The sequence below is a fragment of the Terriglobales bacterium genome, from assembly GCA_035567895.1.
Lineage (GTDB): Bacteria > Acidobacteriota > Terriglobia > Terriglobales > Acidobacteriaceae > Gp1-AA112.
Genome location: DATMPC010000014.1, coordinates 101,527 through 118,664, shown reverse-complemented (window position 1 = coordinate 118,664; position 17,138 = coordinate 101,527). Strand labels below are relative to the sequence as shown.

Here is a 17,138-nt window from a genome sequence, read left to right as displayed (position 1 = left end):
ATCTGAGGCTCCCACCCAAACCCCAAATCCGCGATCTCCCACCAAGGAGTTTCGGAAGCGCTACTGAGCAGCCAGCTCAGGTTCTCCGACGAATACTGAAGGGTCAAGGTGCTGAAAGAATTCGCTGTGTAGGAGTTCAATTGTTCGACTCAAATCGCGCTGAGGCACAACGATGGCGATGGTATGAGGCGAGCAATCGGGCAGCATGATCCTGGCATCGATTCGTCTCAGCAGCATCGCTGCGCGATTCACGACTCGCAGATCTGCTTCGTCTCCGACCAGAGAGACCACCGCCCGGTCATTCAGCAAGTGCGCTTCAACGCAGCCATCAAGGTCGAGCCGTAGATCGAGGTACCGGTCGCCGGTCTTGATACCCACGTACAGAGCCTCACCTGTTTTCCAGACCAGTTCGGCAGCAATTTTCTTGTGTGCGACTGGACTGAGCTCATGTATTAAATCGGGATCCGCGTCCGCAGAGGAGGAACGAATCTCGAGCACCATGATGTTGGCCTTTACGGCGATGGACTTTACCGGATTCGTACACCGCGGTACCTCAGGCACAATGCTGGTACCTTCCACTTCAGGACGGCGGGAGTTGCGGATCACGATGGGAATTTGTTTTTCGATCGCGGGCTGGACCGTATCCGGATGAAGCACCTTTGCACCCCAGCGCGCCATTTCCGCCGCCTCTGCGTAGGAGATCGTCTTAAGAAGATATGCAGCGGCAAACAGACGCGGATCGCACGTGAGCATGCCATCGACATCGGTCCAAATCTGGATCTCAGAAGCGTCGAGCGCGGCGCCCACGATTGAGGCAGTGAGATCGGAGCCGCCTCGGCCAAGAGTCGTAGTGACTCCCTGTTCGGTCGCCGCGATGAATCCGCCCATGACAACCACTTTGCCGGTTCCATTGATGGCATCGCGGAGCCTGCGATTCGTCTCCGCATATTGCGGAGTCGCTCGAGTGTGTTCGGCGTCGGTGACGATTACTCGACGAGCATCAAGGTGCGTCGATTCGATTCCAAGATGACGAAAAGCCGCCGCCACGATCAGGCTCGACAACTGTTCTCCATAGCTGGCGATTTTGTCTTTGAGTGCCGGAGTGAATCCCGCGGCACAGCGTCCGAGGACATCGACCGCGACCCGCAATTCTGAAAATTTTTGGCGCAGGCAAGTCTTCAGGGATTCAAGAGGCTGGCCCTCGACGAGTTTTTCTGCCTCCCCGAAATGAAAATTCTCAAGCTGATCCAGCAGAGCATCGGCAACCTCGTCATGATGCTTGGCGGCCTGATCGGCCATTTCCAGAAGCCGGTCTGTCGTCTTCCCCATCGCAGAGACGACCACCACGGGCCGCTCGGAAAGATGAGAACGAACAATAGATGCTACGCGCACAATCGCGCTTGCCGATTCCACTGAGGAACCACCGAATTTCATCACGATCATGAAAGAAGTTTTTTCCTTGGGCCCTGGTATTAGCTCCATCGAGAATTCAAACAGAACAGGCCGGCGGGCCGCTCAGGAACGCTCCGTCCGTTATGGTGTCAAGACCTGAGCCTCCGGAATTTTGTTGAGCGCGGCCTCAGTTCAGACCTGAGATTTTCGATTTCGCCAAGCGCTGACCACCAACGTTGCGCGGCCAGGATCAACAAAACAAAAAGAACGATGAGAACAATGCTGCATGCCACATTTGTAGCGTCGCGAAGGAAGTCAGGCACAACTCAATTCCACACCAGGAACCGTAAAGGCAACGTAAGGATGTCGTTAGTAGAGGATGTGGCAGATGGTCCGCCAGCTTCTGTGACGTTCAGATCAAAAGGCGCTCACAGACGAAGCACGTATCTTTCATTTTGCCGGAGCCTGGGTGTCCCGAAGTCCGAACTCTAAACTGCAATTGCCTTGCACAATCTTTATTCCTTCTGTATGTCTCCCTTGCAGCTTCCGGCATAGACTTCAATCGCCGGATACGCGTGCCTGGACGATTGATAAATTGAGCCAATCGCCCCCCAGCCATTTTTAGAGGTGAATCATGCTGAAACCAAGGAAACAGGATTGTGGCGCTCTCGCTCATCGCGGGGTTGACATTGCTCGCATCGACTGAAGGAATCCTCCTGGCACAGAAGATGTCGGTCCCAAAGCCACTGCCTGATCGATCCGCACTCGCACAAGAAGACGTAAAGGAGTTGCTGCTGCTGATGGACACGAACCAGAATGGGAAAATCACCAAGCAGGAATGGATGAAGGGAAGCAGAGTTCGACCGACTCGATACCAGGAAGACCGGAGAGCTGGACGCGAAAGAGCTGGCGAAATCGCGATTACGCCCCAGCCCATTTGCAAAAGCTGGTAAGTAGGGACTCCGTTGGGCACCTAGGCGAAGCCGTTCCACCGTTGCTGTTTTGCTGTTGCTGTTGCCTTAGCTAATTGCTGATAGCTAATTGCGTGTTTGACAATTCTGCACGTACCTCTCAGCCATCGTTCTTGCCGGCCCGGCTGCTCCCCTGTTCCCTGTCCCCTGTGACCTATCCCCCGCCCCTTGATCCAGTCGCACCGATCATCGCAAAAGAAGCTGTCGACAAAATCCAGGGCGAAGACCGCTGTCACGACTGTTGCTGATGTTTGGCCCGCTCCCTGACCTTATCGCGGTACCCAACTCTTCGTTCCGAGAAGAATGCCGTGATTCGTACCCAGCTCATTGATATCGTAGAAGCTCACTTCGCTCGAATCGAGCTGCGTCTGAACCACAGCCATTGATGCCGCGCAGACTTTCTCGTACAACTGCACGGCAAAGAGGATGTTGTGGTTCGCGAATTGGCGCCCGATTCGGTCTATGACCTCAGGGATGGGAGGTGTGGTGCGACAAAGGTCCAGGCCGTGGACTTCATCCAGAGCAGTACCCCACGGTGGCGCGACAAAGATGATGATGCTTCGATCCTCAGGAATGTGGTGCTCCTGAAGCAGATTGGCATAGTCGCCCCGAACGAGTTCGATGCTCTGGCCAAGAGCGGCAAAGTTGCGGCGTGTGAGTTCGAACACTTCCGTGTCTGATTCGAACGCGACGCCTTCCGCCTCTTGTATGTGCCGCAAAATCCAAAACAGGGTATTGCACGATCCGGCGAACGGATCGATTGCCACCACCCGCTTCTGCGATGGCATGCGTGCTGCGATGGAGGCAACATCCCGTCCGATGCGATCGGCGAGCGGGTCACGCGTGCACTCTACCGCCGTGCGCCCAAGGAGACGGATTCCCCGACGGTACCACTCTGGCGGACGCAGTCCGTAGATGCTGACGTAATCGGCGTCGCCGAAGCTGTCGATTCCATACTGCTTCACTTCCGCGAGAGTCAGCACCTCGTTGCGTTTGGCGCCGTGCAGGAGCAATGCGCGATCGTACACAAGCCACTCCGAATTGGTTCGTATTCAGTGCCGCGGGGCCGTCCGGTCAAGGACCTATTCTGATCCTACTCAACCTCACCCTGGGCTGTTGCTGATGGATAGGACACTCGAGGTCGGTCCTGGCTATCGTCGTTCAACCGGTGACGGAGGACGAACGTAGGAGTCGACCTTGCATGGCATGTCTTTAAATGTTTCTTTCATTAATTGCTGCATGGCGTTTTCGACGGCAGCGAATTCCTGAGGAATTGATTCTTTTTTACCCATATAAGTACCGGCGGCGAAGTCCCGTTGAGCATGGATAGTTCCATCATCGAGAGCTATCGAATGCCTCTCCAATTCCTTTTCAAGATCCTCCACGTCATCAGAGGCGAACAAATAGACGAAACTTTTCTGGGGAAGATCAAAGAAGCGCACTTGAATCATCAAGCGGATGACATTCCTGACTTTTTCCGGGCTTATCATCGCTTTGCAAGTTGGAAAGACTCCGTATTGCTGGGAGAAGGTCCGGCCCGGATAGCTCTGGCCAATCAATTTCCCCGAACCATATACGTACACAACTTGCCGGTACGTGGGCCAATACGTGATCGTTAGCGTCTTGAGTGCTGCGTCATCGGTCAGGAACTGGGAAAGCTCGATGCGGTCCTTCCATTCCGAGCAGTCCGCTGAGCAGACGCATACAATGAGTGCAACCAGTATCCCTCTTAGGCTCCGCACCTCGCCATTTTATGATGTTTTCGCGGCCGGTCCGAGTGGTGGAATGACGGGGCACCCGCCTTCCGAATTGGAACTCACTGGCGGGTGGCGTACCCGGCACGGGTGACAACGACCCAATGCGATCGTTTCCCGACGGCACTACACGATGCCATCCAGACTAAAAAGCGCGCCGTGGAAACTCGCAGTCGGAACTGCAGGTGGACCCAGAATCTGGATCAGTACGGGTCTCCTAATCTGCTTGGCTGTTGGTTGGTATTGTTTGGCTGCAGATTACAGCTATAACGCCCTCTCAGGAACTTATACTTATCAGAGTGGCGAGGAGACCTCGACAATAATATTGCATAAGAATGGGACGTTTGCGCAGAGCCTGATTCGGAACCAAGGTACAACTTATGCTCGTGGAACCTGGAGGCGAATTTGGAGAGGGCGGAGTCGTGTTCTCAACTGATTTCCTGATCGTAGGCGGGCAAGAGACAAGGCCCGATGGGCAAGTCGGAGGAGACTTTAAGAAGAGGTTCGGGCTCATCCCCTCGATCGCTTTCCGGCCAAATCCTGGTGGTCCGGTATTTCATAAAGAGCTGCTTCGGTAACGGATCGCAGCAGAGCGCGTCGACGGAGAGCGGGCGGGTGGAGCACCCTTTCGCTCTCATTTCAGTTGTTTGATTTCTGTTCTGGGATTCCCGAATGCGGGTGCCGCACTCTCCCACCCCAGCAACAGACAGCCGGAACCAACCACAGGATCCTTCGGCAAGCTCAGGAATGACAAGAGTTGGACGGGTGGGGCACCCGGCGAAACACTAAATGGAAGAAAGGCTGAGGCACCCGGCGCGTCATCCGCCAAGTAATATAGGCGGATGGCTTAAAGAAGGTGAACCAAACAGGGAATGAAAACCAGGCCAACAGCAGCATGTAAGTTATGGAATGAGGTACAGCAGCTTTGCGATAGCCACCTGCCACGCTATCTCACTCTCCCTTCATTGTTCTTGTTTGTTCTCAGCGGCGGTCTTTCGGCGCAGAACTGGGGTGCGCCAGTATGGAGTGACGAGTTCAATGGAACCGCTAACTCGGCCCCTGATTCCACGAAATGGACTCATGACGTTGGAAATCTGAACGTCAATCATGAGCTGGAGATTTACTGCGCCAATCCCATTGGCGCCTCACCAGCTCCGCCCTGCGATGGCAACAATCCGAATGCCTACCAGGACGGAAATGGGAACCTGGTGATCAAGGCTATCAAGACAGCGAGCGGAACATGGACCTCGGCCCGCCTGAAGACGCAGGGAATCTCTGCAGCCACCTTCCAATATGGGCGCATGGAAGCGCGCATGAAGCTGCCGTCGGCAACGGGACTGTGGCCGGCGTTCTGGATGCTGGGAAGCAATATCTCCACGGTGGGCTGGCCGCAGTCGGGAGAGATCGACATCATGGAGAACGTCCTCACCGCGCCGCTGGGCGCAACTAGGATTAAGTCCACGATCCATGGACCGGGATACTCGGGAGGCAATGGCATCGGTCAGGTTTACACATTCCTTAACGGCGGCCGGGTGGACGATAGCGGCTATCACATCTATGGCGCGATCTGGTCGCCCTACCTGATCCAGTTTTACGTAGACGATCCCACCAACATATTTTTCACGATTCCCGCGAACGGAATTCCATCAGGAACGCAGTGGGTATATAACAACAACTTTTTCCTGATCATGAATCTCGCAGTAGGCGGCGACTGGCCCGGCCCCCCGGACGGCACGACGCCGAACCCGTCTCTGATGTACGTAGACTATGTTCGCGTCTATAAGGCAGCCACGGTTCCGGGACCAAGCATGACGGCATCGCCGATCACAGTTACCGCCGGACAAACTGGGACGAGCACGCTGAACCTGAACTCAACGCAAGGCACGGGGAAGGTTTACTTCGTCTGCTCCAACGCACCCGCAAACTCCACCTGCAGCATCACGCCTACGTATCTTGATTTCAGTTCTTCTGCGACAGCGACCGCCAGCCTGAGCCTGACCACTCAACCGCATACGAGCGCTTCGTTCTTCGACAAGAGACACCGCTGGGTTCTCTTAACGTTCGGTGGACTGATGATTGGACTGCTTCTGGCCCCGGCAATGCGTCGCCGGAAATCCAAACACCTCATACGCATAATTGTGCTTCTCGGTCTATTTGGAATGGGGATGGATTGTGGCGGAGGCGGCAGCACGAGATCCACTACTCCAACCCAGGGCGGAACACCAAGCGGTACCTACAGCCTGACGGTAACGAGCTATACCGTAAGTGTCGACCAATCAACCCTGAGCATCCCGGTAACGGTGAACTAGAGCTCCAGCACGTCGACTGTCATCCCTCGTTTACTTTATTCCGAGCAAGACCAGCGGGTCATCTCGGGTTTGGACGCACGTGAAGGACAGGTTCGGGTGGCTCCCCGGTCAGCTGTCGACGCACAACAGATATAACTGGCGCCGGGAGCGGAGGGATGGGCTCTAAGCTGGACTTTACGTAATCGTCCGCCTTCGTCTCGTAGCAAGGCAGAGGAATATGTCTGACATCCAGATCCTCTCTGGGTACGTTGCGAGAGTAGATCATCGGCTCATGTCGATCAGGCAGGCTCCGCGCTGTTAACTGCGCGACCGTCTCGTCGCAATCCGGATTTCGCCACGCTGAGACCTCGTGAACAACTGAGTAATCAAAGCCCGATTCGGAGAGCCGCGGTTGATACGGAAGGTAGGTAAAGACGAGCTTGATGAGACTGAACTCCTCGACGCCAATCTCCTTTTCGGCGACGAGCACCTCAAAGCTGGAGAAGGCAGAACTTCGCGGCAGAGCTGAAGCGACGGCGACCACACGCACTCTCATGCGCGCTTTCTTAGGAGGATCGGGCCAATGGAGTCCTTCGGCCTGTTCGCCTGAACCCCCAATACAAGGTTCTTCGATGTCCTCGTTCAATGCGCGAAGAACGACCGCCGCCGCATCAAGATCCAGTTCCTCCGGCTTCCTCTTCAGCCGACTGAGCGACATTCGAACCACTTGCTCAACAGGGACATCAGGCCGAGCACAGAATTGCGTTACGTTGTTTTTCGATCGACCATTGCCTGGGTCCGCCTTCCTCAATGCCGCTGCTTGCATGACTCCGGTGACAAATCCTATACAGTTTCCGATCTTCATGAAGTCGGGCTCGCTAGACACATTCTCGTTGTTGAAAAGCTTCAGGGCGATGGAGCAGTCCCCCAGCAAATCGTTCCCTGTTTTCGCTGCAGCAAACCCTGGCAACAGCAACATCACTGCGAGAAAGCCTGTTTTCATGGGGAGAGTATTTTACACCTCGAAGGGGCATTGCTGGATTTGAGGAAAACGGAAAACGGGGGACAAACGGGACGTATTCTCATCTGATTTCCCAATGTAGGAAAACGTCCCGTCTGGAAGCTGTGAAAAAATTGATTCGCGAGGGATAGCCAATCGTGGCGTCAAAAAAACTTCGCGTCTAAATGCCTCAGGAGCGATTTCTAGCGTGGATTGGCTCGAACTTATCCTCGACCTGCTTTGCAGTGCTTTTTGGGAGTTTATTAAGTACGCGATCGCAGAAGCCTTTCGAGAAGATCGGCCGTCCTTCCCAAAGGATAGGCTCTGAGATCCGCGCGCACTTGTCTGCGTTGCTGGATGCCAACAGGCGGCTGGCGCGGGGCACACCTTCTTAGAGCAGGTCACCGAGATTTGCCCAGCCGAAGGCTAGCTCCGTCAACTGGACTCCGCCGATCTCAATCTGCTTTTCTGCAACCTGAGTGCCTCCCAGGCGGAGATAAAACCCGACTGCTGGATTCCTTGCCAGAACCCACACAATCAAGCCGCGCAAATAGTTTGCACGCAGGCCTTCTACGAATTTTCGCAAAAGAAGTTTTCCCGCACCTTGCCGCTGTCTTTGTTGCAGGAGATATATGGCATACAGTTCGGCGTCGTAGCCCTCGATTGGGTCACGCAATTTCCCGCCGCTCACAAATCCAAAAACGGCGGTTGTATCTTCAGCTACAAACATGAGATTCGTTCCGGCATCGAACAGCTCCTTCCACGCCCCTGTTCGCGACTCGACGCTGAGGGATGCAAGGTATTCGTCGGGAACGATCCCCGCATATGTGCTTTTCCAACTCTCGACCTGCACGAAGGCGATGGCGCCGGCATCTTCAATTCGAGCTGGACGAATCGTGAAACTCATTCTTTGTCTCGGGAAAGCGGGTCCCACGCGTCTCAGATGATACGTGTGGGGCAGAACCCGTCGGCGATCGGGGTCCCCAACAGACGCCGGCGTTGCGGCTGATGGGGTGAGGGTAGTCGATGGGTGCGTGGGCAGCCGTGCCCTGCCCTTGGTTTTACATCCCTATCCCTCGGCGCGGTTGACGGCGTCGGCGGAGGGAGTGGTTGTCAGCATGATCAGGACCGAAGGCGGCCGCGGTTGGAGAGTTACGCGGTCCGGTTTGTCGTGTCCGGAGCGGCCATTCCTCAGCACCGAACATAGTTCGGTGATACCACGAGTCGAGATTGTGAGTCAACGAAAATTTCATTTTGGAACTCAGGCGGCTCTGGGAGAGTGTTCGTCCGCAATCATCGGACGCTGGCGCGAGCAACGGATTGCAAATTTCATAATTCACTGCTTATTCACTGTTATTCACTGTTCTTTGTGGCGCGTAAGAATCGCGAATTTCGATAATCCCTGACGCGGCAGGAGGTTGCGCGGAACTGTCCGTTGCTCGCCGCCATTTCAGCAAAAATTCACTGTTAGATTCACTGATAAATTCGCTGTTCCGTGAACACCAGTGAATTAAGACTGGTTCAAGCTGAGTCCGTTGCTCTCAGCATGACACGTCGTAGGCGGTAGTTGGAATTGGGGCAGAAATAACGGGGCTGCTGAACTTCCTGGGCCTTAAGCGAGATTAAGGCGCACGGGTGTCCCGGCCTTCCTCGTTTTAGCCTTGTCCCCGATTTCTATCTGCGAAGCTCTGTCACTTGCTCACCTTTTGCTAACAGGACCACACTCGCCATGTTGATGAAGAGGCCGTGCTCGACGATGCCGGGCATGTCGCTGAGGGTCCTTGCCAACTTCGCAGGATCGGGGATTCTCCCGAAATGGCAATCGAGGATGTGATGTCCTTCATCGGTCTTGTAGGCCGTACCGTCCATGGTTTTTCGCAACGTAACCGTGGCTCCCAAAGCAGAAATCCTTTGGGTCAGCAACGTCTCTGCGAATGGGATCACTTCCACAGGCAGTGGAAACTTGCCAAGAATTGGCACCTGTTTGCTGGAGTCGGCCAGCACGACGAATTTTTTGGACGCAGAGGCAATGATCTTCTCGCGGAGGAGAGCCCCGCCTCCACCCTTGACGAGTTGGAGTTGCGGATCGAACTCGTCGGCGCCGTCGACATCGATGTCGAGGGCCTCCACCTGGTCGAGAGTGGCTAAAGGGATGCCACATTTTTCCGCAAGTTGTTGCGTGCGGACAGAAGTAGGGACACCGCGAATCTTCAGTCCCGCTTTCACACGATCAGCGAGGAACTGGATGAAGTAGGTGGAGGTTGAACCACTGCCCAGACCAACTACCTGGCCATTCTCGACGAAACTGAGAGCGGCACGGGCAACAGCCTGCTTTTCGAGGTCTTTGTCCATATCCATGTCATTGTGCCTCACCCGCCCTCTACCGCGGGGTTCTGCGCGGCACCACTCGCTACCGCAGGGCCTGCTACTGCTTTGGCAGGCTTGCTTGCTGTTCGCCTTTACGGAGGGAGTTGTGCATGTTTAGGATCATCCAGCGGCCCTGGTTCTTTCTGCACATGGCCATTCCCCGGCCTGACATTTGTTTTTCCGGAGTCTTCATCTCGAAGTCGTACGAGTACCAGAGGGCATCGCCGAAGGCTTGCACGTCGTGCAGGGTGGTCGTGTAGTGAAGATTGGGAGAAAACTTGAAGTAATATTCACGCATGTAACGCATCACTTCGCTGCGGCCTTTGAACTCTCCTTCAGGGCAATAGAGCACGATCTCGGGATCGAAGCATTGCTCGAGTTCTTCAGCCTTCGCCTGCTCAAAGGCGCCGGTGCAATGGCCCATGGCCGAGTCCATCTGTTGGTATAAGGTCTTTGCATCGGCGGGCTCGCCCCCCAGTGAAGCCACGCGGCGCTTGAGATCGATGGTGACATTCATCATGTCGAGCAAATCGACGCCGAGGATGCCGTCTATCGGACCGCCGCACGCCTGTCCGATCGGACTGAGGTCGATGGCCGGCAGCTTCAACTCGTGCAGGACATGCGTGCCGAGAGCGAGAGTGGGAAGTGTCACTTCGCGCGCGCTGGTGTCTGCGGTTCCCTTCCATGAGCTGATTTTGATCTGTCCGCGCGAGCCTCCGGTAAACGATTTCAGATTCAGCATCGTGGTGGCGCCCGTATCGAGAAGGAAATGCATGTCAGTGTCGGCGACGCGCACCTTCACGACCGGCAGGCGGTCGCAGCGTTCCAGGGGAATCTCGTCTGCGGACGCGGAGCTTTGAGCGGCGGCGGTGAGCAGGCACACGAAGCTGAACGCGACCACCCAGATGCTTCGTGTTAATGAGCTGTTACCGAAGCTGAACTGCAGTTTGGGATGGGACAGGTCGCCCCCTTCGCCGACAGGCTTGTTTCTGCCATAGATTCCGGCTGGCACGGCGGGGATTCGGAAAGAACTACGTCAAGGGCAACACACGACACGGATAAAAAGCACGGATTCACACGAATAGACTCAATAACCTGATACTCACCAGGCAGCCGCTGGTCTTTGCTCTTCGGTCTTTGGGACTCCAGCCAAGGGCGGTAGGTATCACCCAATCGGCATCCGTGCTGATCCACAACATCCGCGTTATTTGCCGTGAGCTCTTGCGGTTAGTCTTAGCCTGATCGCCGATAGCTGGCAGCCGAAAGCTCGCCTTCAGTGCACCGCGGCGGAGGCGCTCGCGACCTGCAACAACTGACTCAAGTGACTCAGCAACTGCCGTTCGGAGGTTCCGGATTCGAGCAGCACGCTTACATGGTGCTGCTGGAGGTTCTTAGCTCCGTCGTCAGAAGCGCACTCGTGATCGAGCAAAACGATATCGAACTTGCAGAGCTGGGTCATCTCTTTGGCAGCCGTCAGCGTGCTGGCTGAGGCGACTAAGTAACCCGCGGCGAGTAATGCATGCTCGCGGCTCTGCATGCGGTCGAGGTTTGGGCAAACCGAAAGCAGCACTGGCCAGCGTGAGCTTTCGTACTTCGAGACTATGTCGGGGCCGAGCCATTCCATAAGAAAAACTCCAGGCTCAGAGGATTCAGTCGTTCAATTGTTTTCGGGGGGAAGGCGAAATTCTCAAGGTAAGACTTGAAGGTGTCAAGCAAATTCTTGCAAGTTTTTGCACAGGCTGCTCGCCACTCCTTTTCACCCGCAACACGTAAGGTACGATGCGTGGCGATGATTGGATTTTTAGATTCGTAACGTAAGTTTGTCGGCGGCGCCCATCACCCGGATCTCTTTGCCGTTTTCTTTGATCTTGTTCCGGCAGAAATCGACCATGGAGTCGATCTTCTGGTCGTCGTGCATGGGATCGTGATGGAACAGAACCAGACGCTTGGCCTCGGAATTTACGGCAGAGATCGCCGCGTCGGAGGTAGTGCTATGCCCCCATCCCCGCTTGGTGACGTACTCCTCGTCGGTGTATTGGGCTTCGCGGATTAGTAGGTCGGAGTTTTTGGCGAACGCGTCGATTTCGGCGTCGAGCTTTTTGGTATGCGGACTGTCTCCAAGCAGCTTGTGATAAGGCTCATGATCTGTCATGTAAACGACCGAGCGGCCCTTTGACTCCATGCGGAACGAAAGCGCCAATCCGGGGTGGTTCAGGTGCATGTTCGAGACCTTTACGTCGCCGATCTGCACGTCTCCGGAAAGCTCCTCGAAGTGCAGGCGCGCCATCAGATCGTCGAGCGTGACTGGAAAGTAGTTACCGTCCATCTGTCCGGTAAAGAGTTTCTCCAGGCTGCGGTCGGGACTGTGCAGGCTGTAGATGTTCACCCGGTTGCCGGCACGATACGCGGGTTGAAAGAACGGGAAGCCCTGGATATGGTCCCAATGCGTGTGGCTGACGAACAGATGAACCTCAAGGTTGCGCTCGGCATATTCCTTGGCCAGCGCAATGCCTAACTCGCGGATGCCGGTACCACAGTCGAAGATCAGGATGTCCTCGCCGCAGCGCACCTCGACGCATGCCGTGTTTCCGCCGTAGCGAATGGTCTCGGGCCCGGGTGTGGCGATCGAACCGCGGGTGCCCCAGAATTTCACGCGAAATATCGTGCTGCGCAGTTCGATCGCGTTCCACACGGCGTCAACCAGTTCCTTCTCCTGGTACGGCTTCACAACATACTCGTCGGCTCCAAGTTCTTTGGCGCGGCGAATGTCAGCCGGATAGCTCTGTGCGGAACAAATCACGATCGGCACATCTCGGAGCGCGGGATCGCGGCGAATCTCCTGGCAGAGATCGTAGCCATGAAGATCAGGAACGCTGACGCCGATCACCACAGCTCCGGGCCGTTCTGCACGCAAAAGCTCAAGGCCCGACTGATAGTCAGGGGCACTCGCGACGCTCATGTCCGCGGCGGCAAATGCTCGCTCGGCGAGCGCGCGGGACTCGGCGTCCTCCTCGATTAGGAGGGCTTTAACCATTCGGAAAACTCTCCTGAATAGCGAGAAGGCATTCTTTCACAGAGTTGGAGAAGGGTAAATGCACTGCTTGAAGATTGGCTAGGAAAACTCAATAGAACCGAGGCCTTGGCGCAACGGCGGACTCCCAGAGTGCAAGAGTTTGCGTTGTTACCCAGTGACCAAATCCAATCGAAGCCGTTTGCTCGTACTAGAAGATTCGTCACCGCAAGTGGCACATTCCATCACCTTCTCGACGGCACGACACATGTCTTCCATGTCGGTGTCGGCCATCGTAGGATGCACAGGAAATGCGAGGCTGGTCTCGCCGAGTTCCCGAGCGACAGGATGCCGGAACGTTGGACGCGACGACTCAAATGCCTTCTCCAGGTATACCTCGCCACAGCTCCCGCTAAAACAAGGCACATTTTCTGCATTCACAGCTTGCAGGATTGTGTCCCGATCCCAGCCTTGTCTCAGCCTCTCCGGACGAACAAAGGCATAGAACCGATAGTAGGCAGGTTCAATGTGGGACTGGATGGAAGGGATTCGCAAGGCAGGAATCCCGCCAAGATGGGAACGCAGCATGTCCGCCAGCGCGCGGCGCCGATCGAGCCACGGACTCGCCTTCTTCAACTGTATGCGTCCGACCGCCGCCTGCGCTTCCGGCATTCGCCAGTTCGTGCCGATGGAATCGTGAATCCAGCGGAACCCGTTGCCATTCGCAGGCTGGGCACTTGCTCCGTGCTGTACACCGTGATCCCGGAATGCCGAGGCTCGCTCCCAGAGTTCGGTGGAATTCGTGGTGAGCATTCCGCCTTCCCCAAGGCTGCTGATGATCTTGTCGTTGCAGAAAGAGAATGCTGCTGCGTGCCCAAACGAGCCCACTGGGCGGCCTCTATAAGTAGCACCTTGGGCTTGCGCACAGTCTTCTATCAGGAACAAGTTTCGCTCTTTGGCAAATTGAACGAGGGTATCCATATCGCACGGATTACCGCCAAGGTGTACGGCAATGATCGCGCGCGTTTCCGGAGTGAGAACCGCACGAACCGTGTCGAGGGTAACGTTTTGAGTGTCGCGATGGACATCCGCAAAGACGGGAGTCGCTCCCAACATGGCTATGCAGCTCGCGGAAGCGACAAAGGTACGGCTGCTGGTGATGACGTGATCCCCTGCTCGAATGCCAAGGCAACGCAATGCGAGTTCCAGCGCCAGCGTTCCATTTGCGACTGCTACCGCCTGCTTTGTGGCACAGGCATCGGCAAATTCGCGTTCAAACGCTCTTCCCTGCTCTCCCGTGCAGTAGTTCACACGGCCGCTGCGCATTACCTCCGCGACGACGGCGATCTCGTCTTCAGTAAAGTGCGGCCATGCAGGAAACTTCTTTGTTCGAACCGGCGCGCCGCCGTGGAGAGCCAATGCAGGTTTAAGAGCTGCCGCGGAATTCATCCGCGATACTTTAAACCAAATTGGGAAAGATGCAAGAGCAGATCGAGAATGGGCTAACGAACTACGAGGACCTCGCGCACGTTGTCGCGAGCCAGGAAGAACTTGAGCGAAGCGTAGTCGTGAAAGAGGTTCTCGATGTGCCGGTTGTTGAAGACGCGCTGAAGCCGAAACTGCGGACCACGCTGAAGGCGCAGGTTGTCGAGGCCGTTGATGTGATAGCGGTAATACGGAGCGTCGGGTCCGGCGTCCTTGGTGTGGAAAAAGGCGAGCAAATAGCCCTTGGGATTCACGACGGAAGCGATGCGCTCGACCATCGGTTTTACGAGCGGTTCGGCCAAATAGTCGGGGATGTCCCAGCACAGGACGGCATCGAATTTCACATTTCTGAAAAGGAGGTTCTCGCGAAAAAAATGATCGGCGTCGATGGTCGGATTTCCGCTCGCGTCCTTGGCTTTGTATTCGGCATTCTGGGCCGCGAGCAGGACGTCCTCGTTATAAACGCGATGTCCGAGTTCGGTGAAGTGCGTAATGTTGGCGGGAGACGTGGGTCCTAAATCGAGAATCGCTAGACCTTCTGAGCCCTTAAGCAGGCGTGTTAATTCGCCCAAGCCGCTGGAGCGTCGGGATCCGGCGTCAGTCCCTTGTGCCGCCTGTTGGTTGTCGAGTGACGGTTTGCCTCGGAAGAAGCGCGAGAAAGGGTTTGCCACCGGTCGTCGTTATTCCCTCTATCCTCTGGTTGATGAGGCTGGCGCGGTGGGCAAGGGAGACGAAGGCGTGGTCACAGGAGTTACGGGAGTTGAGGTCGAATGCAAAGCCTGCTGATCGCGCCGTGGAGTCTGATCCTTACCAATGTCGATGCCGCCTTTGAAATATGCACCATCCTCGATAAGAATGCGCTGCGTAACGATATCGCCCGCAAGCACAGCGGACTTCCTCAACTCGACACGGTCTTTACCGTTGACATTGCCGTCGACTCGACCGTGAATCACAACTTCCTTGGCAGTGATGTTCGCGCGGATGCGTCCATTTGGACCAACGGTGAGGTTGTAATCGTGCAACTCAATGCTGCCTTCTACCTCTCCGTCAACGTACAGGTCTTCACTGCCGGAAAGTTCGCCCTTCACCACGACGGATTTGCCAATATGGGCTACATCGGTACGACTCTGCTCGCTGGTTCGAAACGTGTCCACGGAACCGACCTCCTGATTTCCCTTGCCGGCCTGCGCCGGCGGCCAAAACATCGGACCTCGATCTCAGGACGAAAGATCAACGCCCAGTATGCACAGCGCGACGATCCTGCGCTGCGATCGCGAGACTTACAAGCTACAGGAGCAGCACAGTTTGGCGCAAACTATACAGAGCAGACACTCCGAACGCAACGGATTGCCGGCAGTTCCCTAAAGCCTATTCGCTCTCGAGCAGCATTATAGGCTCATGGAGACAATTCCATCGTTGGGAGACCGCAAACGAATATGGAATCGCGCTACTCACTTGCGGCATCCTGTTGCCTAAGATTGCCCGCTAGTCATGCGGTCGGGTTTCACGCCGGCTGAACGCGGCGCTATCAAGCTCTGTGTTTCCTGTGATTTGCGACTGCACGATTTGGTCATGTTCTTGCAAATCAACTCTCAGTCGGCTCAGTCGGAACGTCGCTGTCAGCAACAGGACCGAAGAACCAGGGGAACAGCGGTTCTGCCACAGTCAGCGATCAAAAACAGCCAATGGGACTGCCTTCTTCCGATTGAGCCGACATAGTTCTTGCCGCATCCAGCGACCTTCGCTTCGATTAGAGAATTCCCCGACCGGTCACACGTAAATTCATGAAAACGCGGGAGATGATCGCTTGTTTTTCTTCTTTTTTGGGGGGACTGCTGATCCTTGTATAGTCGGGCGAAATTACATTTTTGAGCGTCCTCGACCAGCAGCATTGCAACAAACCAGCAGGGAAATCGCGTCTAATAAGCTATATATTCATAACGTGGTACTTAGGCTTCAACAGGGCTTCCTATGGTGATTAGTATTCGCCGACCGTCCCTGCGCAGTGCATTCCTCGTGCTTATCGCCTGCGCTCTATCCTGCAGTTCTGCAGCATTCGCTGCGGATGACTCGAAGGCCGATCAAACGTCCGACTTTCAGCCGAATGCCGAGGCTCGCGAAATTGTTCGCAGAGTTGTTGCTAACGAACTCAAACAGGAAGAGCTCGATAAATCTCACTACATGTTCAAGCTGAAAAAAGTGTCCCCAAAGGGCAGCAAAGTTCAGCAAATCGTGCAGACCGATCAGGGCAGTATTGCGAGAACGCTACTGCTAGACGGACGGCCACCGACGGACGACGTCCGCCAAGCGGAAGAACAGAAGATCCAGAAGCTCATTGGCGACCTCGATGAACAGAAACGACGTCAGAAGCGCGAGAAAGAGGACGAGAATCGCGCCCAGATCATGGTAAGAGCTCTGCCAAACGCGTTCTTTTACCAGGAGATTGGACGAGATGGCGATGTCGTGAAGCTGCGATTTCGTCCCGATCCTAACTATGAACCGCAGTCTCGCGAAGAGTCGATCTACACCGGAATGGCTGGCGAGCTTTGGCTGAACCTTCCGCAGCAGAGATTACGGAAAATCGACGCGCATCTATTCCACGACGTCGATTTCGGTTGGGGCATTTTGGGCAGACTTTACAAAGGCGGCGGCTTCCTGGTTGAGCAGGAACAGGTAGATGCCAGGCATTGGGACACCACAGTCTTGAAGCTCGACCTTCGCGGAAAAGCCCTATTGTTCAAGACGCTTATTTACGATGAACAGGAATTCGAAACCGACTTTCGCCGTCTACCCGATCGCGTAAGCCTCTCCGAAGGTGCGGACATTTTAAAAAAGGGCACGCCTGAACTGGCACAGAAAAACGGACAATAG

The 17,138-nt window shown here is 55.4% G+C and carries 15 protein-coding genes; 4 read left to right on the top strand and 11 right to left on the bottom strand.

The annotated features are described in order from the left end of the window. Positions 1–60: 60 nt before the first annotated feature. Positions 61–1,443, bottom strand: coding sequence for an aspartate kinase (locus VNX88_05305; GenBank protein HWY68058.1), 1,383 nt, complete (start codon positions 1,441–1,443; stop codon positions 61–63). A gap of 608 nt (positions 1,444–2,051) precedes the next feature. Between VNX88_05305 and VNX88_05300 the strand changes: the two genes are divergently transcribed. Next, positions 2,052–2,345, top strand: coding sequence for a hypothetical protein (locus VNX88_05300; GenBank protein ID HWY68057.1), 294 nt, complete (start codon positions 2,052–2,054; stop codon positions 2,343–2,345). A 287-nt stretch (positions 2,346–2,632) separates the two neighbouring features. Here the strand turns inward: VNX88_05300 and VNX88_05295 are convergent, their stop codons facing one another. Next, positions 2,633–3,391, bottom strand: coding sequence for a hypothetical protein (locus tag VNX88_05295; GenBank protein HWY68056.1), 759 nt, complete (start codon positions 3,389–3,391; stop codon positions 2,633–2,635). Positions 3,392–3,514: 123 nt separating this feature from the next. Further along, complete coding sequence (locus tag VNX88_05290) at positions 3,515–3,922, bottom strand: hypothetical protein (protein ID HWY68055.1); 408 nt, start codon at positions 3,920–3,922, stop codon at positions 3,515–3,517. A 1,067-nt stretch (positions 3,923–4,989) separates the two neighbouring features. Between VNX88_05290 and VNX88_05285 the strand changes: the two genes are divergently transcribed. Next, complete coding sequence (locus VNX88_05285) at positions 4,990–6,426, top strand: family 16 glycosylhydrolase (protein HWY68054.1); 1,437 nt, start codon at positions 4,990–4,992, stop codon at positions 6,424–6,426. 58 nt (positions 6,427–6,484) lie between these two features. Here VNX88_05285 and VNX88_05280 read toward each other — a convergent pair whose 3' ends face one another. The 8 genes from VNX88_05280 to VNX88_05245 all read right to left on the bottom strand — a co-directional run bounded on the left by VNX88_05280 (position 6,485) and on the right by VNX88_05245 (position 14,938). Further along, positions 6,485–7,408 carry a Rap1a/Tai family immunity protein gene (locus tag VNX88_05280; protein ID HWY68053.1) on the bottom strand — a complete coding sequence of 308 codons (924 nt, stop codon included), beginning with the start codon at positions 7,406–7,408 and terminating at the stop codon, positions 6,485–6,487. Positions 7,409–7,796: 388 nt separating this feature from the next. Beyond that, complete coding sequence (locus tag VNX88_05275; protein ID HWY68052.1) at positions 7,797–8,312, bottom strand: GNAT family N-acetyltransferase; 516 nt, start codon at positions 8,310–8,312, stop codon at positions 7,797–7,799. A 767-nt stretch (positions 8,313–9,079) separates the two neighbouring features. After that, positions 9,080–9,778 (bottom strand): ribose-5-phosphate isomerase RpiA, encoded by a 699-nt coding sequence (rpiA, locus tag VNX88_05270; protein ID HWY68051.1) that lies wholly within the window; start codon positions 9,776–9,778, stop codon positions 9,080–9,082. A gap of 52 nt (positions 9,779–9,830) precedes the next feature. Beyond that, positions 9,831–10,784, bottom strand: a complete 954-nt coding sequence (locus VNX88_05265; GenBank protein ID HWY68050.1) for a nuclear transport factor 2 family protein — start codon at positions 10,782–10,784, stop codon at positions 9,831–9,833. Between the two features lie 261 nt (positions 10,785–11,045). Next, complete coding sequence (locus VNX88_05260; GenBank protein ID HWY68049.1) at positions 11,046–11,396, bottom strand: hypothetical protein; 351 nt, start codon at positions 11,394–11,396, stop codon at positions 11,046–11,048. A gap of 177 nt (positions 11,397–11,573) precedes the next feature. After that, complete coding sequence (locus VNX88_05255) at positions 11,574–12,806, bottom strand: response regulator (GenBank protein ID HWY68048.1); 1,233 nt, start codon at positions 12,804–12,806, stop codon at positions 11,574–11,576. A 147-nt stretch (positions 12,807–12,953) separates the two neighbouring features. Beyond that, positions 12,954–14,231, bottom strand: coding sequence for a DegT/DnrJ/EryC1/StrS aminotransferase family protein (locus tag VNX88_05250; GenBank protein ID HWY68047.1), 1,278 nt, complete (start codon positions 14,229–14,231; stop codon positions 12,954–12,956). Between the two features lie 53 nt (positions 14,232–14,284). Beyond that, the gene (locus VNX88_05245) at positions 14,285–14,938 is read right to left on the bottom strand and encodes a hypothetical protein (protein ID HWY68046.1); all 654 of its coding nucleotides are present in this window, start codon (positions 14,936–14,938) and stop codon (positions 14,285–14,287) included. Positions 14,939–15,037: 99 nt separating this feature from the next. Between VNX88_05245 and VNX88_05240 the strand changes: the two genes are divergently transcribed. Together VNX88_05240 and VNX88_05235 are read left to right on the top strand one after the other, a co-directional pair. After that, entirely contained in the window at positions 15,038–15,661 is a 624-nt protein-coding gene (locus VNX88_05240; protein ID HWY68045.1) for a hypothetical protein, read from the top strand. A 577-nt stretch (positions 15,662–16,238) separates the two neighbouring features. Further along, entirely contained in the window at positions 16,239–17,138 is a 900-nt protein-coding gene (locus VNX88_05235) for a hypothetical protein (GenBank protein ID HWY68044.1), read from the top strand.

Excerpts from the sequence above, each read along its gene's own strand:
- VNX88_05305 (HWY68058.1), bottom strand. The coding sequence starts at position 1,443 with ATGATCGTGATGAAATTCGGTGGTTCCTCAGTGGAATCGGCAAGCGCG.
- VNX88_05285 (HWY68054.1), top strand. The coding sequence starts at position 4,990 with ATGAAAACCAGGCCAACAGCAGCATGTAAGTTATGGAATGAGGTACAG.
- VNX88_05255 (HWY68048.1), bottom strand. The coding sequence starts at position 12,806 with ATGGTTAAAGCCCTCCTAATCGAGGAGGACGCCGAGTCCCGCGCGCTC.
- VNX88_05250 (HWY68047.1), bottom strand. The coding sequence starts at position 14,231 with ATGAATTCCGCGGCAGCTCTTAAACCTGCATTGGCTCTCCACGGCGGC.
- VNX88_05240 (HWY68045.1), top strand. The coding sequence starts at position 15,038 with ATGCAAAGCCTGCTGATCGCGCCGTGGAGTCTGATCCTTACCAATGTC.
- VNX88_05280 (HWY68053.1), bottom strand. The coding sequence starts at position 7,408 with ATGAAAACAGGCTTTCTCGCAGTGATGTTGCTGTTGCCAGGGTTTGCT.
- VNX88_05260 (HWY68049.1), bottom strand. The coding sequence starts at position 11,396 with ATGGAATGGCTCGGCCCCGACATAGTCTCGAAGTACGAAAGCTCACGC.
- VNX88_05235 (HWY68044.1), top strand. The coding sequence starts at position 16,239 with ATGGTGATTAGTATTCGCCGACCGTCCCTGCGCAGTGCATTCCTCGTG.
- VNX88_05275 (HWY68052.1), bottom strand. The coding sequence starts at position 8,312 with ATGAGTTTCACGATTCGTCCAGCTCGAATTGAAGATGCCGGCGCCATC.